At 67.7% G+C, this 18,320-nt stretch carries 17 protein-coding genes and 1 tRNA gene; 15 read left to right on the forward strand and 3 right to left on the reverse strand.

Translation table 11 applies throughout. From position 1 onward, the window contains the following. The first annotated feature begins 251 nt into the window (after nt 1–251). On the forward strand, nt 252–815 hold the full coding sequence (locus Ga0102493_RS15075; protein WP_150132498.1) for a DUF2141 domain-containing protein: 564 nt from the start codon (nt 252–254) through the stop codon (nt 813–815). Between the two features lie 25 nt (nt 816–840). On the opposite strand, the gene Ga0102493_RS15080 is transcribed toward Ga0102493_RS15075, so the two are convergent. After that, the gene (locus tag Ga0102493_RS15080) at nt 841–1,785 is read right to left on the reverse strand and encodes a hypothetical protein (RefSeq protein ID WP_051697801.1); all 945 of its coding nucleotides are present in this window, start codon (nt 1,783–1,785) and stop codon (nt 841–843) included. A gap of 15 nt (nt 1,786–1,800) precedes the next feature. After that, nucleotides 1,801–2,847, reverse strand: a complete 1,047-nt coding sequence (locus tag Ga0102493_RS15085; protein ID WP_034902518.1) for a diacylglycerol/lipid kinase family protein — start codon at nt 2,845–2,847, stop codon at nt 1,801–1,803. Between the two features lie 230 nt (nt 2,848–3,077). On the opposite strand from Ga0102493_RS15085, the gene Ga0102493_RS15090 reads away from it, so the two are divergent. Continuing rightward, nucleotides 3,078–4,277 (forward strand): M20 metallopeptidase family protein, encoded by a 1,200-nt coding sequence (locus Ga0102493_RS15090; RefSeq protein ID WP_034902520.1) that lies wholly within the window; start codon nt 3,078–3,080, stop codon nt 4,275–4,277. A 162-nt stretch (nt 4,278–4,439) separates the two neighbouring features. Further along, a complete protein-coding gene (locus Ga0102493_RS15095; RefSeq protein WP_034902523.1) occupies nt 4,440–5,489 on the forward strand; it encodes a LacI family DNA-binding transcriptional regulator in 1,050 nt (349 codons plus the stop codon). Between the two features lie 746 nt (nt 5,490–6,235). Here the strand turns inward: Ga0102493_RS15095 and Ga0102493_RS15100 are convergent. Then, nucleotides 6,236–6,312 (reverse strand) — tRNA-Arg (locus Ga0102493_RS15100). Nucleotides 6,313–6,466: 154 nt separating this feature from the next. Here Ga0102493_RS15100 and Ga0102493_RS15105 point away from each other — a divergent pair. The 12 genes from Ga0102493_RS15105 (at nt 6,467) to Ga0102493_RS15160 (ending at nt 18,228) form a co-directional block, all read left to right on the forward strand. Further along, nucleotides 6,467–6,847, forward strand: coding sequence for a hypothetical protein (locus Ga0102493_RS15105; RefSeq protein ID WP_034902526.1), 381 nt, complete (start codon nt 6,467–6,469; stop codon nt 6,845–6,847). 92 nt (nt 6,848–6,939) lie between these two features. Next, a complete protein-coding gene (locus Ga0102493_RS15110) occupies nt 6,940–7,467 on the forward strand; it encodes an MmcB family DNA repair protein (protein ID WP_034902529.1) in 528 nt (175 codons plus the stop codon). A gap of 82 nt (nt 7,468–7,549) precedes the next feature. Next, on the forward strand, nt 7,550–8,374 hold the full coding sequence (locus tag Ga0102493_RS15115; RefSeq protein WP_069297570.1) for a sterol desaturase family protein: 825 nt from the start codon (nt 7,550–7,552) through the stop codon (nt 8,372–8,374). Further along, nucleotides 8,371–8,805: a DUF2141 domain-containing protein gene (locus Ga0102493_RS15120; protein ID WP_081845588.1), complete on the forward strand. Its 435-nt coding sequence runs from the start codon at nt 8,371–8,373 to the stop codon at nt 8,803–8,805. The genes Ga0102493_RS15115 and Ga0102493_RS15120 overlap by 4 nt, the downstream gene beginning before the upstream one ends. Before the next feature lie 111 nt (nt 8,806–8,916). Next, complete coding sequence (locus Ga0102493_RS16430) at nt 8,917–10,641, forward strand: PAS domain-containing protein (protein ID WP_034902532.1); 1,725 nt, start codon at nt 8,917–8,919, stop codon at nt 10,639–10,641. A gap of 72 nt (nt 10,642–10,713) precedes the next feature. Continuing rightward, entirely contained in the window at nt 10,714–11,874 is a 1,161-nt protein-coding gene (locus tag Ga0102493_RS15130; RefSeq protein ID WP_051697803.1) for a phosphatase domain-containing protein, read from the forward strand. Between the two features lie 8 nt (nt 11,875–11,882). Further along, complete coding sequence (locus tag Ga0102493_RS15135; RefSeq protein ID WP_051697805.1) at nt 11,883–12,833, forward strand: alpha/beta hydrolase; 951 nt, start codon at nt 11,883–11,885, stop codon at nt 12,831–12,833. Nucleotides 12,834–12,845: 12 nt separating this feature from the next. Further along, the gene (locus tag Ga0102493_RS15140) at nt 12,846–14,240 is read left to right on the forward strand and encodes a M48 family metalloprotease (RefSeq protein ID WP_051697806.1); all 1,395 of its coding nucleotides are present in this window, start codon (nt 12,846–12,848) and stop codon (nt 14,238–14,240) included. 45 nt (nt 14,241–14,285) lie between these two features. Next, complete coding sequence (locus Ga0102493_RS15145; protein WP_034902534.1) at nt 14,286–14,999, forward strand: DsbA family protein; 714 nt, start codon at nt 14,286–14,288, stop codon at nt 14,997–14,999. Nucleotides 15,000–15,004: 5 nt separating this feature from the next. After that, complete coding sequence (locus Ga0102493_RS15150; RefSeq protein ID WP_034902536.1) at nt 15,005–15,997, forward strand: M48 family metalloprotease; 993 nt, start codon at nt 15,005–15,007, stop codon at nt 15,995–15,997. A gap of 141 nt (nt 15,998–16,138) precedes the next feature. Further along, the gene (locus Ga0102493_RS15155; protein WP_034902539.1) at nt 16,139–17,434 is read left to right on the forward strand and encodes a sensor histidine kinase; all 1,296 of its coding nucleotides are present in this window, start codon (nt 16,139–16,141) and stop codon (nt 17,432–17,434) included. Next, nucleotides 17,431–18,228, forward strand: coding sequence for a LytR/AlgR family response regulator transcription factor (locus Ga0102493_RS15160; RefSeq protein ID WP_034902541.1), 798 nt, complete (start codon nt 17,431–17,433; stop codon nt 18,226–18,228). Before Ga0102493_RS15155 ends, Ga0102493_RS15160 begins: the two co-directional genes overlap by 4 nt. The last annotated feature ends 92 nt before the right edge of the window (nt 18,229–18,320 follow it).

Below are 18,320 nucleotides of genomic sequence, written 5' to 3' on the forward strand. Positions count from 1 at the left end.
CGCCCTTTCTCGCGCGAGCTTCGCATTACCGGAGGGGCGAATCGGGCGACAACATGGCAAACGGGCTTTTCCACCATCATCCCCCAAGGCGGGGCTTACCGGGCGCCAGATCGGGTAAAGGTCGCGGTTAAGGCACAATTCACGCCGACGCTGGCAGGAACGATGCATGTTCGCAGAGCCCGCATGACAGGGCAGGGCGCCGGGCGCGGGAAAAGACGGCCCGCCGGCACGGATTTTCACAGGCAGGGCAGATGATGATTTCACGGGGTATTTCCACGCGTTCGGCGCACTTTCGCAAGGGCACTCGCCCGCTCGTCGCCGCCATCGCGGCGCTCGGCGGAGCGGGGGCGCTCGCCTTCGGTTTCGCGCCGCCCGCCGCGGCCGAGCAGGCCTATGGCGTCAAGATCGACAACGACATGACCCAATGCGCTCCGGGCAAGGGGCCTGCCGTGCGCCTGCGCATCACCGGCCTGCGCTCGGGCAGCGGCAACCTGTTCGTGCGGACCTATTTCGCCAAGGACAGCGACTGGCTGCGCTCGCGGCGCTACATTCACCGCATCGACATGAGGCCGAACAGGGGCGTGACCTATGCGTGCGTGCCCCTGCCGCGCGCCGGGAAATACGCGATCGCGGTGCAGCACGATGCGAACGGCAACCGCGAGAAGGATTTTTCGACCGATGGCGCGGGCATGTCGGGCGATCCGGTGATCAGGACCTTCCTCGGCATTCCGCGCCCGCCCGCGCTCGAGGATACGACGTTCAGCGCAGGCGACGGCGTCACGCGCCTGTCGATCGAGATGCGGTACATGGACTGATGGGACTCGGGCGGCGGCGAGGGCCCTAGCGCCGACGGTGCCGCCACAGCGCCCACAGCACTCCCGGCGCGGCGAGCAGCGGGTGACGTTCGCGGAAAGGCGTGATCTCCACCGGCATCCCGGTATGGCGCTCGATCTTCCACGCAGCATATCGCGCCGCGCCTTCGAACGTCGCGCTCGCCTTGACGAGACGCACGAAATTCAATGGCTTGCCGAGCCTTTCGCGCCGTTTCCACCAGCGCAGCACGTCGCGCCGTTCGCGCGGGTCCATCGCGGGCACGATCCGCGTGCCCTCCTTCTCCACGCCGATTCCCGCTGCCTCCAGCGCGAGCGGGAGAAGCCCTTCGAAATGGTCCGCGTTGACCGCGAGGATATCGTTCTCGCGCCCCGGTTTCTCGACCCGGAATTCGGCGCGATAGGTCGCCCGGAAAAGCGCGCGCCAGTAATCGCCCGCCGTGCCCGCCTGCGGCCCGAGCGCGACTGCGAGCCGCGCGGCCGTGATCGCCGCGGCGGTGATCGCGGCGGTCACGTCGCCCCGAGCGGCGGCATCGGCGGCCCATGCCAGCGCGCTCGGCTGCACGAAGCGGGCCCAGATCGTCGTGTCTAGCCGCTCTGCGCGGGCCGCCTCGGCGAAGGTCGCGAGCCGCATGGTCGCGACCTTGGCGCGCAGGGCTTCGGGTTCATGCGAGCGTTCACGATAACTCACCCGCGGCCAGACCCGAGCCTCGCCCGCCCCCGCTCCCGGCATCAGGACGTAGAAATCGAGCACCCCTTCGAGCGATCCGGTGCGCAAGTTCGACCCGTAGAACAGCACCGCCCGCGCGCCCGCTTCCTCGCCCAGCGCCGCAGCGAAGGCGCGCACGGCCGGATCGACCGGCGCGTCCAGCCGGGCTGCGATCCGCGCCGCCAGCGCGTCGTCATCGGGAACCGACCTGTCGGGAGCCGCACGCGGCCCGGCCTCGGCCGCCATACGCTGTCTCCGGCCTCAGGGGGTGACGAATTCGAGTTCGGGCCCCTGGCCTATGCGATAATTGCCCGCCGGAAAAGCTTCCCCGTCGAGGATGAACTGATCCTCGATCTCGAGCGTGAAATGCGAGGCGGCGATTTGGTGGATGCCCTTTTCGCGCAGGCCACTGACGGACCGCCCCCGCACCACGGCGGGCACGCTGAGCGTTGTGAGGCGCGAGATCTGGTCGACCGCGACGAGCTTCAGCCCGTGGCGCAGCCGGCCGAACGGGACGAGCCCGGCAGGCAGCCTTTCCAGCGTCGAGGCGAACAGCGCCTGGCGATATTCGGGATCGCCCTTGCCGCTGTGCCCCAGCGGCGCGCCGCTCGCGCCCAGCCGGATCGTCATGCGCGCGCCCTTGCGCCACGGATTGCTCCGGGTGGCGAAAAGCGACTGGGCGAGCGCCCACAGCGCCGTTGCACCGACCGCGAGCGAATTGAACGCGCCGAGCCGGTGCGAGACCTGCCCCGCGCGGGTCGCGGTGGTGAAGGCGCCGGCGCCGAAGATGAAGCCGAAGACATGGGCCGAGGCCGGATCGTCGAGGGATTCGATCGCGATCGGCCGCCGCCGCACGGTCCCGCCCGTATCCAGCGCCTCGATCGCGGCCTGCAGGCTCCAGTCCTTGGGCACGCCGAGATCGATCGTCAGCGCATTGGTCTTGCCCTTGGGCAGCACCGCGATCGGCGGCCAGTCCGCGCCGAACAGGGGCGCGCCGCAGGTCAGCACGTCGCGCACCGTCCCGTCGCCGCCATTGATGACGAGCAGGTCGATGTCGCGCGCGGCAAGATCGGCAAGCGCCTCGAGCAGCTGGCTGCGGTCGCCGGGCTGGGCGATATGGATATGCGGGCTGATCGAGCAGTCGAGGTCGGCCCCGCGATTGCGATGGCTGCGCGGATTGTAGATCACGCCCACGACCGGCGCCTCGCCCGGCGCGCGCACGCGCCGCCCGCGCGAGCGCACAGGACGCTCGCCCGGTGCGGCATCACGGCGCGGAAGCTGCGCGAATTCGTAGATCGAGGTTGCCATGACCGGCCCCTATAAACGTGAGGCAGCGTCCATGCCACTGCCATGTTTACCCGCGATTGTAACAATGCGAACGACGTTGCGCGGACACATCGGTGCGCCCCTGCGAATTGCAAGCCCGGGCGCGAACCCCGCGGGGTGAACGGACGCGCGGGCGGCCCGGGACGAGGCGCGCGGACAACCAAAGCGCCAGGGGGCTGGATCGCCGCGCCCGGGCGGCATAGGATCGCACCATGCTCGCCCCCGATCTTCTCGAATCCGCCCGCGCGCTCGCTCCCGGCATCGTCTCGCTGCGCCGCGCGATCCACGCCGAACCCGAACTCGGTCTCGATTGCCCGAAGACCATGGCCAAGGTGCGCGAGGCGCTGGCGGACCTGCCGCTCGAATGGCGCAGCGGCCCTTCGACCACGGGAGCCGTCGCGACGCTGGTCGGGGGGAAGCCGGGCGAACGCCGCGTGCTCCTGCGTGGCGACATGGACGCGCTGCCGATGGAGGAAAAGAGCGGGGCCGATTTCGCCTCCACGATCCCGGGCCGGATGCATGCATGCGGGCATGACACGCACACCGCTATGCTCGCGGGTGCCGCGCGGATGCTGTGCGCGCGGCGCGGTGAGATCGCCGGGACGATGGATTTCATGTTCCAGCCGGGCGAGGAAGGCCATCACGGCGCGCGCTTCATGCTGGAGGACGGGCTGATCGACCCGCTGCCCGACGCGGCGTTTGCGCTGCACATCATGCCCAATGCGCAGCACGGAGTGCTCGCGGGAAAGCCGGGGCCGCTGATGGCGGCGGCGGACCAGTTCACCATCATCGTGCGCGGCAAGGGCGGGCACGCCTCGATGCCGCATGACTGCGCCGACCCGGTCCCTGCGGCAGCCGCGATCGTGGGCGCGTTGCAGGCGATGGTGACCCGCCGTTTCGACGCGGCGAGCGCGGTGGTGGTGACGGTCACCCAGATCCACACCGGGACCGCGCACAACGTCATCCCCGACGAAGCGATGCTGGCCGGCACGATCCGCACGCTTTCGCCCGAACACCGCGAAAAGGCGCACCGGCTCGTCGCCGCGACCGCCGCCGACACCGCCCGCGCCCACGGGGTCGAGGCGGACTGCGCGATCATTCCCGGCTTTCCGGTGACGATCTGCGACCGGCGCGCGGTCGCGCTGGGGGAAAAAGTCGCCCGCGCCCTTGGCGGGGAGGAAGGCTGGCGCGACCTCGCCGCGCCGATCATGGGGGCTGAGGATTTCTCTTATGTCCTCGAACAGGTGCCCGGCGCGATGTTCTTCCTCGGCGTCGCCCCCGATGGCGAGGACTGGAGCCAGTGCTGCGCGATCCATTCCCCGCGCATGCATGTCGATGAAAGCGCCCTGCCCAATGGCGCGGCCATGCTCGCGGGGTGCGCGCTCGAATTCCTTGCGCGGGGGTTCGATTGATCGGCGCTCGGGCCGCGTTCGGCCCGAACAGGAGCCGCTGCTACGCTTCGATTGCGCCCACCGGGCCGAATTAAGCCGGTGTGAACGATCAGCCCGGCTTAATTTCCTAACCTTTGTAAGGTATCGGCCTATCAAGGTCGCAAAGGAAAGAGGCTCGTTGCCATGGGCCGGGGCAACATCACCATCGAGGACGTGGCGCGCGAAGCGGGGGTTTCGCGCCAGACCGTCTCGCGCGTCATCAACCGCAGTCCCAATGTCAGCGGATCGGCCCGCTCCCGCGTCGAACAGGTGATCGAGACGCTCGGCTATGTCCCAAATGCGGCGGCGCGGCGGATGGGCGGGGCGCGCAGCTATCTTCTGCTCGCGGCGATTGAGGGTGGAACGGCTGGCGAGCTTGCCGGGCGCCTCCCGCTCGACCGGATGCTGCTCGAAGGGCTCGCCGCCTGCAGCGGCCAGGGCTACCACCTGATGTTTAAGCAGATATCGCAGGAGCGCGATCTCGCATCCGCGCTGACATCGCTCACGCCCGACGGGATCGTGCTGCTCCCCCCGCTCGACGAGCGGGCGGAATTTCACCACATGCTCGAAAGGCGCGGGCTGGCGGCCGCGTGCCTCGCCGAACGGCACGAACACGGCCGCGTCCTGCCGGGCCTCGACGAGGCGGGCTTCGGCGAAGCGGCTACCGCCAAGCTGATCGAGCATGGGCACCGCCAGGTCGGTTTCATCGCCGGCGACGGCGACATCGTCCGCTCGCGCCGCCGGATCGAAGGCTATCGCCGTGCGCTCGCCGAGGCGGGCAGCCGCGCGCACCGCCATTTCGTCTCGGAAGAGCCGCGCGACCTTGCCGGCGCGATCGATCTCGCGCGCGGCTGGCTCGCGCCGACGATAAGGCCGACCGCGATCATCGCGGGGACCGAGGCGGTCGCACTCGGCGTGCTGCAGGTCGCGCACGAACTGGGCCTTGCCGTGCCGCGCGACCTGTCGCTGCTCGCGCTCGAGGACACGTCCGGCCTTGCCCGCAGCCATCCACCGATCTCGACCCTGCACCAGCCGCTGGGCGCATTGTTCGCGGGGGCCTGCATGCGGCTGATCGAGGCGGGTGAGGGCGGCGGCGCAATTCGGCCGCAGGGCACGCTGACCCCGGCGATCGCATCCGCCGCGCATGTCTTCATGCCCCGCGCGACCATAGCACGCGCACCGCGGGCGGTCTGAAGCCACCGCACGCGCGGCCGCCTTTCGACCGCGCACAATCCTTCCTGCGAACCTAGGCAATGCCCCTGCTGCGGCGGGACCACGATCATCATCGAGACCATCGAACGCCGCTATCTGCCGCGCGGCCCGCCATGCCCCATCGCCCCATCCGGGATGCTTGCGTCGTGACTCGGCACGGCTCGACACCGCCAGACCTCACCGCAACCGCGCTTCCGGGGAGAAGGACGTCTGCATATCGTCCGTCCAGAAGCAGACGTCCCATCGCCAGAATCGGACGAGCCGGCGTCCCGCGGCTGCCTTGTCACTTTAAAGTCGGACGGGCTGCTCCCAGACCCGTCCGCTTATCGGCACCGTCAGCAGACGCCCAGCCCGGTCCGGAATCGAAATCCCCATAGCTCACCGCTTGCGGCCCGCGGGTTCGGGCACCGTCGACTTTCCGACGCCTTAGGGCGTCCGAAACTCTAAACGCTAGCGCACGGTCCGGTCATGGTCGTTTTTGTCGCAAGAGCAGACCGCCCGCTTCCGGCCCATATGTCGTCATTACGGTATGGCTCGACTCGCTTCTGCTTCGTGGCCACAGCGCGCGTCAGCATAGCTTCGCCACCTGCCCGAGTGTCTAAAGTGAGTACATACCGTACGATACTCGAGGCTGCACAGAAACGAGCCTGGTATTGGGCTCGCAAGGCAATTCACCGGAGCACGGCCTCAAAAAGCCAACGCATTTTCAATTAAGTTTATGAAAAAGCTGGCGCACCCGACAGGATTCGAACCTGTGACCTCTGCCTTCGGAGGGCAGCGCTCTATCCAGCTGAGCTACGGGTGCGCAGATGCCGCCAGGGGCTGGCATTGGCTTTGCCCGGGCGCTTAGCAAGCCGGGCTGCGCTTCGCCAGCATAATCGTGGTCGCGGATTTCGCCGCAAGCCACGCACGGTCCAGCTTAACCAATCGGCAATACCCGGCCGTCTATGCCGTGCATCATGTCTGCTCTTCCCCCCGACCAGATCCGCACGATGCGCGAAAGCGCGCAGGCCGCGAAAGAACCGCTCGGCTCGCTTGCAAGGCGCTGGAGTGACCTTCACGAGCAGGCCGGACAGCTGGCTTCGCTCGCCGGGCTCGCCCCCGAAGCGGCAAGCGGCGCGGTGGCCGGTTTTTCCGCACAGCTGGGCGAAGCGAGCGAATGGCAGCGCGAGCTGGCCTGGCAGGGGATCGAGGATATCGACGCGATGATGCGGCCCGGCCTTGCCGCGCTCAGGACCCTGACCGAGCGCGGGCAGGAAGCCGCCGTCCCGGCGCTGGCGCTGTGGCGGGAATTCCACGCCGCGCGCGACGCCGTGCTGGCCGTGGTCGATCGGGACTGATCGCTCGCAGCGCGAGCGGCCCCTGTCGCCAAACAGCGTGACCACACGGCGGGCGGCTTGACTGCGTTCCCATTCTGTTCCAGCAATCGGGCATGACCGACCCGATCGCAAGCCTTTCCGATTCTGCTCCAGCCGACAATCCAGCCGACGATCCAGCCGGCCCGATCGCGTCCGACGTGGCGCGCGGGATCGCTCGCCTGTTCGCCCGCAACGGCATCTGGTGCCTGCCCGAAATGCCGCTGAGGAACGGCCGCCGCGCCGACCTGATGGGCGTCGATGCCAAGGGGCTGGTGGTGATCGTCGAGATCAAGATCTCGCGCGGCGATCTTCTCGGCGATGGCAAGTGGCCCGATTACCTCGACTATTGCGACCGCTTCTTCTGGGGCGTTCCGCCCGGGCTCGACCGCTCCCCGCTCGAAGGCGAAGCCTACCGGCCCGATTGCTGCGGGATCATCGTCGCCGACGGCTATGACGCGGAGATCCTGCGTCATGCCCCGCTCCATTCGCTCGCCGCCGCCCGGCGCAAGGTCGAGATCGAACGGCTCGCCCGGGTCGCGATGCGGCGCCACACGGTGCTCATGGACGCGCATTGCAGCGAATTCGGCGGCGAGATCGCCTGAGGCTCCCGGGCTGCGCGGGCGATTTTGCCGGGGGCGCACAAAGGTGCTGTCCCGGCGCGGACAAATCGGCCATACCCTCCCGATGCCCGGGTCCGATACGCCGCTTCTCGTCGCTCTCCTGTTTGCCAGCTTCGCGACGAGCGTGATGGTGGCGCTGCGCTATTTCCTCGCCTCGGGGCTGTTTTCCTGGCTGACCGAGCGGGTGCGCCCCGGCCTCTATGCCCAGCAGCGGTCGCAGATCCGGCGCGAGATCGCGTGGTCGCTCACCGCAGCGGCGATCTACGGCACGCCTGCGGGCCTGATGCTGTGGAGCTGGCGCAATCTCGGCTGGACCCAGGTCTACACCGATTTCACCGCGCTGCCGCTGTGGTATCTGCCGCTTTCGGCCTTCGTCTATCTGTTCGTGCAGGACACGTGGTTCTACTGGACCCACCGCGCCATGCACGAACCGCGCCTGTTTCGCATCGCCCACGCCGTCCATCACAAGAGCCGCCCGCCGACCGCCTGGACCGCGATGAGTTTTCACTGGGTCGAATCGCTCACAGGGGCGATCCTCATTCCCCTCCTTGTCTTCATCGTACCGATCCATATCGCGATGCTCGGCGTGGTTCTGGGCATCGCCACGATCATGGGCGTGACCAATCACATGGGCTGGGAGATATTTCCCCGGCGCCTCGTTCACTCGGCGTTGGGACACTGGCTGATAACGGCGAGCCATCACGAGAAGCATCACGAGGACTACAGATGCAATTTCGGGCTCTATTTCCGGTTCTGGGACCATTTGTGCGGGACCGATCGGGGCCTGTCGCGGCGCATCACAGGTGCGCGCCGGGGCGCGCCGGCGCCTGCCACGGTCGCCCCGAAAACCGCTCCGCTGGCTCCGCCGCGCGGACCCGAGGCATCGTGAGAGCGCTCACGATCCTGGCGGCGACGACCGGCGCGTTCGCGGCGCTGCCCGCAGCGGCGGACGAGGTCGTCATCACCGTCACCGGCCTGCGTTCCGCCGAGGGCACGGTGCGCGCCTGCATGACGACGGAGGAAAAGATCTTTCCCAAATGCATCAAGGATCCCGCCTCGCACCGGACGGTCGTCAAGGCGGGCGAAGCGGTCACTATCCGCTTCACAGGGGTCGAACCGGGCAAATACGCCGTCGCGCTGCTGCATGACGAGAACGATAACGGCAAGGCCGACCGCGCGCTCGGCATGATGCCCAAGGAAGGCTACGGCTTTTCGCGCGATGCGCCGGTAAGGATGGCCCCGCCGAAATTCCGCGACGCCGTGTTCGAGCACAAGACCGGGCGGCAGGACATCGCCATCACGATGCGCTATTTCCTGTAAGCCCCGGTCTGGCGCGCGGCCCCCGATTTTGCCCGCGGCACTTAACGCAATGTTTACCACGTAACGCCAGAACGGCTCGAAACAGCCGTTATGAAAGGGCGGAAACGGGCAATGGACAATCTGCGGGGCATGTTCGAATCCGGCGAACCGGGCGAGACGGATCCGGTGGCGACCGGCCCATCCGACGCACGGGCCGACGCCGCGAGCGAGGAAACGGCCGACCGGGCTTCGTCCGAAGGCGATGACAGCGAACGGTCCGGCGATGTCCCTCCCCATGCGATCGGCCAGGACGAGCGCCGCATGCAGGTGCGCGCCTACAATCACTGGGCGAGCCTGCTCGAAGAAAAGACATTCCCGTCGATCGAGGACCTGTCGCCCGAGGAACTGACCGATTTCGGCCCCAACAGCGTGCTGCTCGACTTCACCGGCGGAATCGACGATCCGGTGGTGCAATATCTCGGCGACCGGCTGGGCGAGGAATGCGGCGCGGCAGGTCCGATCCGGACGCTCGCCGATGTCCCGCCGCGCTCGCTGCTGAGCAGGATCACCGACCATTACATGCAGATCCTCGCCAACGAGGCCCCGATCGGCTTCGAAGCGGAATTCGTGAACCAGCGCGGCTGCTCAATCCTCTATCGCGGTATCCTGCTTCCGTTTTCGAGCGATGGCGAGACGATCGACTTCATCTATGGCGTCATCAACTGGAAGGAGATGGCGGACGCGCTGACTTCGGACGAACTCCTGCTCGAGATCGACCAGGCGCTCGAGAACGAAGGCACCGCGCACGGTGAGGACGAACCGCGCGTGCACGCGGCCGATCCGCTGGTCGAATGGGCGGATTCCCCCGCTTCGGAAACGGATGAGGACGACGTCTTCGCCGGCGAAGCAGATGGCGAAGACGCCGGGGGCGAAGATGGGGGCGTGCTCGATCTGGGCGCAGGTTTCGAGATCGATCCAGATTTCGCCGATCCGCAGCGCCGCGAGCTGCCGATGCCCGATTTCGGCCAGTATGCGCTCGACGATCCCGACGAAGAGGACGAGGACGACGTCAGCTACAACTTCGCCTCGCTCGCCGATTACATCGAGGCCCCGGCCAAGAAGGCGATCGATCTCGAAGCCGAGCATTTCGACCCCGAGGATTACAACCCCGAGAATTTCCACGGCGGCGATTTCAGCGCACCCGAGCAGGACTGGAACGAGGCTGAGCCCGACCTTGCCGACCTGCCGATGGATGGCGGCCTTCACGACTGCCTCGCCTCGGCCCGCGAGCTTGCGCGCAATGCGAGCGCGAGCGAGGATCGCAGCCGCACCGCGCTCTATGCCGCGGTCGGCCGCGCCTATGACGTCTCGCTCGCGGCCCAGGACGCGCCGGAGGAATTCGCCGAGCTGGTAGCCGAAAGCGGACTGACGATACAGGACCGCGCCCCGATGACCCCGGTGGTCAAGCTCGTCTTCGGCAGCGATTACGACAAGACCCGGCTCACCGAATATGCCGCCGTCCTTTCCCACGCCCACCGAATCGGCCTCGAACGCGGGGCGCTAGCGGGCTTCCTCGGCGAAGTGGAGGGCGGCCTCAAGGCCGTCGTCCAGGCCGAACGCCGCCTGCGCCGCGAGGAAGCGGGCAAGCCCGTCGAGACCGAAAAGGCCGTGCGCGAGGCGCTCGCCGAAAAGCTGCGCGAGCTCGAAGCGTTGATGTTCGAGGACCTGTCGCCCGACGGGCCCGAATTCGGCCTCCTGATGATCCGCCGCGACGAGACCGGGACGGTCCACCTGCTCGGCGAGATCGAGGAGGACGTGCCCCTGATCGAGCGCGCGGCGAGGAAAATGGTCGGGTAGAACCCCCCGCTCCGCGAAAGGCCCCGCCATCGCCCCTTGGCCTTGCCGCCCGGGGCGGCTAGATCGCCGGCAATGCTGCTCGGCCTGTTCTCACGGCGCGGCCCTGTCCGCGTGCAGCCGTTTTTCGGCTATCGCAACGCCGAGCATCTCTATCTGGGTGCCCGCGCCATCCGTGCGCGCGAACCCGTCTTCGAGGCGCGCAGCTTCTGGCGCGATTTCGCAACGATGCTGGGCGAATACGCCTCGCGCGAGGTGCCGGGCCTGTCAGTCGAAATCGTATATGACTGCGCCAATGGCGAAGTGATCCGCGGCGAGGGCGTGACCGGGCCCGAGGGCTTCGTGCGGTTCGACCTGCCGATTGCACCCGCCTGCCCGCCCGCCCCGCGCACCCGGTGGGAACACGCGACCCTGCGCTGGCGCTGCCCCGACCGGGGCGAGCCGGGCGAGGCGCCGGCCTATATCCTCGCGCCCGGAGGCGAGACGCGCATGGGGATCATCTCGGACGTGGACGACACCATCCTCGAAACCGGGATCACCGGCAATTTCCGCGCCATTGCCCGCAATTGGAAGCGGGTCTTCGCCCAGATGCCGAGCGAGCGCGTGCTCGTCCCCGGCGCGACCGGCTTCTTCACCGCACTTGGCGGGTCTGCGCACGGGACGCACGGGACCGAAAAGGCGGGCGGGGCGATCGGCGCCATCGCCCCGCAGGCGCGGGTGCGGCCGGTCTTCTACGTCTCCTCGAGCCCGTGGAACCTGTTTTCCTATCTCGTCACCTTCAAGCGCGAGCGCGGCCTGCCGCTGGGTCCGGTCATGCTGCGCGACTGGGGATTCAATCGCCGCACCTTGGGCAAGGAGGGGCACGGCTCGCACAAGCTCGAGGCGATCCGGCGCATAATCTCGACTTTCCCGCAGCTCCGCTTCGCCCTGATCGGCGACGACACGCAGCGCGACCTCCTCGCCTTCGGCGCAATCGCCGAGGCCCATCCCGATCGCATCGCGGCGGTCTTCATCCGCGAAGTCGCGGGCGCGCCGCTGACCGATGGGGAACATCGCGCTAAGGCGGCGATAGAGGCGGCGGGGGTGCCGTTCTGGACCGGGAGCGACTACCGCGCGGCGGCACGTTTTCTCGAAACCGCCGGGCTCGATTTCGAAGGCGGGGTCGAAGGTCTCGTACGCACGGCGAGCGAGGGCCAGGTGCCCCGCAGCGGCCCAGGCGAGCCGGAAGCGGGGTGAGAAGGAGAATGCGCAAAGTGTGGTGGAGCCTCGGAATCCTGCTCGGCGTCCTCCTGCTGGGCGGGGCGGCGCTGCAGGTCGCGATCATGCGCAATGGCCCGGCCGTGCTCGACACGATCGATCGCATCGCGGGCGAGGATCGCGATGCGTGCCGTCGCGGCATCGCCTCCACGGGCCCCGACCCGCATCAGAAAGTCGTCGTCTGGGGCCCCTGCCAGGTGTCCGAGGGCCTTGCTGACGACAGGCCGCGCCCGGTCCTGCTGTTCGTCCATGGCGGCAGCTGGAAATCGGGCGATCCGGAGGATTACGGTTTTGTCGGGCGGGCCTTCGTGCCGGAGGGCTTCGTCGTCGTGCTGGCGGGCTATCGCCTCGTTCCGGGTGGGGAATATCCCGCCATGGTCGAGGACACGGCCGCGGCGATCCGCTGGACCCACGAAAACATCACGCGCCATGGCGGCGATCCCGACAGGATCGTGCTCGCGGGTCATTCGGCTGGGGCCTACAATGTCGTGATGGCCGCGTTGGAGCGGCGCTGGCTCGCGCAGGCGGGTGTGCCGCAGGACGCGATCGCGGGCGTGGTCGGTCTTGCCGGGCCGTATGATTTCTACCCCTTCGAGAGCGATTCCTCGCAAGCCGCGTTCGGCGCTGCGCCCGATCCCGGGGCCACCCAGCCCGTGACCCATGTGACCGGCGATGCCCCGCCCGTCCTGCTCGTCCATGGCGAGGCGGACGATCTCGTGAAGCCCCGCAACAGCCGCGAACTCGCCCGCCGGATCGAGGCGGCCGGCGGCCCGGTCGAAACGCTTTTCCTGCGGGAGGCGAACCACAACGATCCGCTCCTCGCGCTCGCCGCGCCGTGGCGCTGGCGGCGCGACGTCGCGCAAAGGATCGTGCGCTTCGCCCGCGAGGCCGCGGGCACCGGCTCGCTTTCAGTTTCCGTTCAGGCGCAAACACGCTAGAACCCGCGCACGATGTCGCTCCTCCCGGCCCTGTCATATCGAGCTGCCCCCTGGCGCCCGCTCGCTTACGCGCTCGCCTTCCTTGCGAGCCTTGCGCTGGCGGCGACGCAGGCGGCGGCGCAATCGGTGCTGCGCGATGCCGAGACCGAGGCGCTGCTCGCCGACATGGCGCGCCCGCTGGTCGAAGCGTCCGAGCTCGAGCCCGAGAACGTCGAGATCGTCCTCATCAACGACCCCTCGATCAACGCCTTCGTCGCGGGCGGACAGGTGGTCTACATCCACACCGGCCTGCTCTCGGTCGCCGACACCGCGAACGAGGTTCAGGGCGTGATCGCGCACGAACTCGGCCATATCACCGCAGGCCACGTGGTCCGTTTCGAGGAGCGAGTGAAGGCGGCGCAGGGCATCACGATCCTTTCGCTCTTGCTCGGCGTCGGCGCGGCGCTCGCAGGGGCGGGTGAAGCCGCGATGGGCGCCATGATGGCGGGTCAGCAGGCCGCGATGGGCAGTTTCCTGGCCTTCAACCGCAACCAGGAAGCTTCCACCGACCTTGCCGGTGCGCGTTACCTGTCGGGCGCCGGGATCACCGGGAAGGGCATGATCTCCTTCTTCGAGAAGCTCCGCAATTTCGAGATAAGGCGCGGCTACAGCCAGGCTGACGAGGCCGCTTATGGCCGCACCCACCCGCTGTCGGGCGACCGCATCCAGACCCTTCGCGGCCTGCTCCAGCAGGACGAAGCCTGGGACGCGCCGGAAGACCGGGAACTGCAGGAGCGTTTCGAGCGGGTCCAGGCCAAGCTCTACGGCTATCTCGCCGAGCCCGAGCGAACCCTTAATGCCTATCCGCCCAGCGATATGCGCGTCGCGGCGCGCTATGCGCGGGCCTATGCCTGGCACAAGGACGCCCGGGTCGAGAAAGCGCTCGCCGAAGCCGATGCGCTGCTCGCGATGGAGCCGAACAATCCCTATTTCCTCGAGCTCGAGGGGCAGGTCCTGCTCGAATCCGGGCGCCCCGACGAAGCGCTCGTCCCCCTGCGCCGCGCGACCGAGCTGACGCTGAACCAGCCGCTCATCGCCTCGATGTTCGGCCACGCGCTGATCGCGACCGAGGACGAGGCGAATTACGCCGAGGCCGAGCGCGTCCTGCGCGCGGCGGTCGGGCGCGACAGGCTCAATCCATTCGCGTGGTACCAGTTGGGCATGGTTTATGCCGCGCGCGGCGACATCGCCCGTGCACGCCTCGCCAGCGCTGAACAGCAGGTCATGGCGCGCCGCTATCCCGAAGCGCTGAGAAGCGCGCAGGCCGCCGAGGCGGCGCTGCCGCGCGGCACGCCCGACTGGATCCGCGCGCAGGACATCGCCCTGCAGGCGCGCTCCGCTCTCGAACGGCTGCGCGATTCGCGCTAGCCGCGCCGCCGCCCTCCCGAACCCTTTCAAACATCGCTCGAGATCATGTCCGCCAGCTTTCGCAACTCGCTTCTCACCGCGCTCATCGCGCTCGTCTTCGGGTTTCTCGGGGCGGCGATCTGGTCCTATGCGGGGCTGGCCGACAGCCGCACCCGCGAATACCTCCTCGCCAATCCGAGCATGCTGCAGGAAATAGCCGAGGCCTACCAAGCCGAACAATCGCGCGAACGCCTCGCCGAGCTTGGCGATGAAGTCTACGAACCCTTCCCGGGCGCAGTGCTCGGCAACCCGCAGGGCTCGAAGGTGCTGGTCGAGTTTTCCGACTACAATTGCGGCTATTGCGAAGCGAGCCTCGAGGATGTCGCCCGCCTGATCGAGGATGATCCCGAACTGAAGGTGGTGCTGCGCGAAATGCCGCAATTCGAAGGCTCCGAAGCGGCCGCGCGCATGGCGCTCGCCGCCGCCATGCAGGGCAAATACGCCGCCTTTCACAACGCCATGTTCGCGCGCGGCCCGGCCGGACCGGAAAGCGCCGAGGCGGTCGCACGGGAAATCGGTCTCGACATGGAACGCGCGCGCGCCGACATGCAGTCGGACGCGGTCTCGGTCGAACTCGCGCGCAATTTCAGCCTCGCCCGCGCGCTCGGCTTTAACGGCACGCCAGCCTTCGTGACGGGCGATGCGACGATCAGCGGCGCGGTCGGCTACGATGCGCTGAGCAAGGCCGTGAGCGAAGCCGGGACGAGAGCGGAAGGCTGAGCGCGATGCGGGGGATCGTTCTCGCCGCGCTCCTCGCCGGCTGGGCAGGGCTTGCCACGCCGCTTGCCGCGGAGCCCGACATCGGGGGCGTCGACCTCGACGCCGAGCGCGCGGCGATCGCGCGGTTCCAGGATGCCGATCAGCGCCTGCAGGATGTCGGCTGGACAATCATCCGCGGCAATGCCGAATTCTGCCCGCGCGTGATCCCCTCGATCGGCCTGCAATTGCAGGACCTTGCCAGCTACGGTTCGCCGAAGATCGCGCGCGCGGCGCTTGGCTTCGAGGGCGATTTCGCGGTCGAGACAGCCGCGCGCGGCTCGCCCGCGGCGCTGTCGGGCGAATTCGCGCGCAACCGCGAGATCGTGGCGCTCGAACGGTTCGATCCCAATGAATGGCCCTCTGGCAGCCGCAAGGACTGGCGGCGGCTGAAGCGCGCGCACGACCATGTTGATGCGATGCTCGCCGAACATGGCGGGATCACGGTCCGCTTCGCCGATGGCGGAGAGGCGCGCGTGACCCCGGTCGACGTCTGCGCCACTCGGTTCGAACTGATGGGCGGCGGCCGCCGCGCCGTCGCCGACGGGGAACGGGTCGTGATCGGGATCGAATTTCCCGCCTTCTCCTACGAGGAAGCGGTCTTCGCGGGGGTCGTCGCGCACGAACTGGCGCACAATTTCCTCGCCCACAGCGAATGGCTCGACCGCAACAAGCGCAAGCGCCGCCATGTGCGCCGGACCGAGCGCGAGGCCGACCGGCTGATGCCTTGGCTGCTCGCCAATGCGGGCTACGACCCCGAAGCCGCGATCCGTTTCATGGAAACCTGGGGGCGCAAGCATGATGGCGGCCTGTTCCGTGCCCGCACGCATGACGGCTGGGACGAACGCGCCGAAGTCATCGCCGCCGAGATCCCGCTCATCCGCGAGCTGATGGCGCGCGAGGGCAAGGCCGACTGGTCGGCGCATTTCAAGCGCGGAATCGATCCCGACAAGGAGCGCTGACCCGGCGGCCAGGCGCCGCCTTTCACCGCGCCCTTCAAACCCGCTTTCGCCCCGCCCGGTGCGCCGAACGGTTCGGCGCGCGCGCCCATGGTTCCCGAAAGCCCCTGCTATCTGCGCCAAAATGGTCTACATGGGCCAATCATGTCCGTTCTCGCGATCCAGCCAGCGCCGTTCTTCGCCAGCAAGAACCGCGCCTTCTGGAACCTCCAGCTTGCCGGCTGGGGCGGCGCTTTCCTGCTGCGCGCGGTGATCGCCTTTGCCAACGACCAGCCGTTCGATCTGCTCGCGCTGATTCTCGTCACCACCATCACCGGTTTCTCGATCAGCTGCATCCTGTCGGTGATCTACCGCCAGCTCATCAATCGCCAGCCGATCGTCACCTGGGGCGTGACCGCGCTGGTCCTGATGATCGCGGTGATCTTTCACACCTCGATCGATGCCTGGGTGCAGGGGATCTATTACGGCGCCGCGCGCGAAACCAGCTTCGCCCAGCGCTTCATCGGCCTCTCCTACATCCCGCTCACCCTGCTCGGCGGGTGGAGCGCGCTCTATTACGCGATCAACTATTTCCTGACCGTGGAACAGCAGGCCGACCGGCTCGAACGGCTGGAGGCGCAGACCACCGCCGCGCAGCTCGCCATGCTGCGCTACCAGCTCAACCCGCATTTCCTGTTCAACACGCTCAATTCGATCAGCACGCTGGTGCTGCTCAAACAGACCGAACCCGCCAACGCGATGCTCACGCGGCTTTCAAGCTTTCTGCGCCACACGCTCATCATGGAGCCGGGCAGCCAGGTCACGCTTGCCCAGGAGGTCGAGACGCTGAACCTCTATCTCGACATCGAGCGCATGCGCTTCGAGGAGCGGCTGCGGACTCATTTCGATATCGAGGAGACGGCGCTGTCCGCGATCCTGCCCTCGATGCTGCTCCAGCCGCTGGTCGAGAATGCGGTCAAATACGCCGTCAGCCCGCAGGAAGAAGGGGCGCGCATTGCGCTCACCGCCAAGGTGATCGGCGACCGTCTGCGCATGACGGTCGAGGATACCGGGCCGGGCATGGACGTGCCGGTCCAGCACGACCTGCTCGACTATGCCGCGCAGGCCGACAGGATCCGCGCGGCCCAGGGCGCCGCCGGCGAGAGCGGCAGGCCGGTCTCGACCGGGGTCGGCCTTGCCAATATCCGCAACCGCCTGATCCAGGCCTACGGCGCCTCCCACATCTTCGATACCCGTTCGGAGCCGGGCGGCGGGTTCACCGTGGTGATCGAGATTCCCTTCACCCCGCAGGACGAAACCGCCAGCGCGCCGGCGCGTTCAAGCCAGGCGACCGGAAATTCCCGAGCCGACACGGCCTCCGTGCCCGATGCCCCCCGCAGCGGCACGGCGGACAACGTCATCGATTTAAACCCCCAACGCACGATCGGAACTTCCGCATGACCATTCGCACCATCCTCGTCGACGACGAAAAACTCGCCATTCAGGGCCTCCAGGTCCGCCTCCAGGCCTTCGAGGACGTCGAGGTGATCGACACCTGCTCGAACGGGCGCGAGGCGATCCGCAAGATCAAGACCGAGAAACCCGACCTCGTCTTTCTCGACATCCAGATGCCCGGCTTCGACGGCTTTTCCGTGGTCAAGGGCGTGATGGAGATCGAGCCGCCGCTGTTCGTCTTCGTCACCGCCTACGAGGAACACGCAATCCGCGCCTTCGAGGCGAACGCGGTCAACTATCTCATGAAACCGGTCGACGAGGTCCGCCTCGCCGATACGATCGAGCGGGTCCGCGAACGCATCGCGCAGAAGAAATCGACCGAGGATGCCGAGCAATTGCTCGACGTGCTGGCCGAAGTCGCCCCTGATCGGGCGGCCGAGTTCACCGATGCCGATGGCACCGCAGGCGACCGCTTCGAAAAGCTCATCAACGTCAAGGACCGCGGCCAGATCTTCCGCGTCGAAGTCGATTCGATCGAGCATATCGAGGCCGCGGGCGATTACATGTGCATCTATACCGGCGACAATTCGCTGATCCTGCGCGAGACGATGAAGGATCTCGAACGGCGGCTGGATCCGCGCAAGTTCCAGCGCGTGCACCGTTCCACCATCGTCAATCTCGACCAGGTCAGGCAGGTCAAGCCACACACCAACGGGGAATGCTTCCTCGTGCTCGATTCGGGCGCCGAGGTGAAGGTCTCGCGCTCCTATCGCGACGTGGTGGCGCGCTTCGTGCACTGATTTGTTTCGCACAGCCCCGTCGGGGCTGCGTCCTCGCCAGGCGCGCAGCAGAGCTGCGCCCGCCGCGGGCGGCAGGTCGGCCTTGCGGACCC

Origin of the sequence: Erythrobacter litoralis, from assembly GCF_001719165.1 — a bacterium.
GTDB classification, from domain to species: Bacteria; Pseudomonadota; Alphaproteobacteria; order Sphingomonadales; family Sphingomonadaceae; genus Erythrobacter; species Erythrobacter litoralis.

Excerpts from the sequence above, each read along its gene's own strand:
- Ga0102493_RS15075 (WP_150132498.1), top strand. The coding sequence starts at position 252 with ATGATGATTTCACGGGGTATTTCCACGCGTTCGGCGCACTTTCGCAAG.
- Ga0102493_RS15080 (WP_051697801.1), bottom strand. The coding sequence starts at position 1,785 with ATGGCGGCCGAGGCCGGGCCGCGTGCGGCTCCCGACAGGTCGGTTCCC.
- Ga0102493_RS15085 (WP_034902518.1), bottom strand. The coding sequence starts at position 2,847 with ATGGCAACCTCGATCTACGAATTCGCGCAGCTTCCGCGCCGTGATGCC.
- Ga0102493_RS15090 (WP_034902520.1), top strand. The coding sequence starts at position 3,078 with ATGCTCGCCCCCGATCTTCTCGAATCCGCCCGCGCGCTCGCTCCCGGC.
- Ga0102493_RS15095 (WP_034902523.1), top strand. The coding sequence starts at position 4,440 with ATGGGCCGGGGCAACATCACCATCGAGGACGTGGCGCGCGAAGCGGGG.
- Ga0102493_RS15105 (WP_034902526.1), top strand. The coding sequence starts at position 6,467 with ATGTCTGCTCTTCCCCCCGACCAGATCCGCACGATGCGCGAAAGCGCG.
- Ga0102493_RS15110 (WP_034902529.1), top strand. The coding sequence starts at position 6,940 with ATGACCGACCCGATCGCAAGCCTTTCCGATTCTGCTCCAGCCGACAAT.
- Ga0102493_RS15115 (WP_069297570.1), top strand. The coding sequence starts at position 7,550 with ATGCCCGGGTCCGATACGCCGCTTCTCGTCGCTCTCCTGTTTGCCAGC.
- Ga0102493_RS16430 (WP_034902532.1), top strand. The coding sequence starts at position 8,917 with ATGGACAATCTGCGGGGCATGTTCGAATCCGGCGAACCGGGCGAGACG.
- Ga0102493_RS15130 (WP_051697803.1), top strand. The coding sequence starts at position 10,714 with ATGCTGCTCGGCCTGTTCTCACGGCGCGGCCCTGTCCGCGTGCAGCCG.
- Ga0102493_RS15135 (WP_051697805.1), top strand. The coding sequence starts at position 11,883 with ATGCGCAAAGTGTGGTGGAGCCTCGGAATCCTGCTCGGCGTCCTCCTG.
- Ga0102493_RS15140 (WP_051697806.1), top strand. The coding sequence starts at position 12,846 with ATGTCGCTCCTCCCGGCCCTGTCATATCGAGCTGCCCCCTGGCGCCCG.
- Ga0102493_RS15145 (WP_034902534.1), top strand. The coding sequence starts at position 14,286 with ATGTCCGCCAGCTTTCGCAACTCGCTTCTCACCGCGCTCATCGCGCTC.
- Ga0102493_RS15150 (WP_034902536.1), top strand. The coding sequence starts at position 15,005 with ATGCGGGGGATCGTTCTCGCCGCGCTCCTCGCCGGCTGGGCAGGGCTT.
- Ga0102493_RS15155 (WP_034902539.1), top strand. The coding sequence starts at position 16,139 with ATGTCCGTTCTCGCGATCCAGCCAGCGCCGTTCTTCGCCAGCAAGAAC.
- Ga0102493_RS15160 (WP_034902541.1), top strand. The coding sequence starts at position 17,431 with ATGACCATTCGCACCATCCTCGTCGACGACGAAAAACTCGCCATTCAG.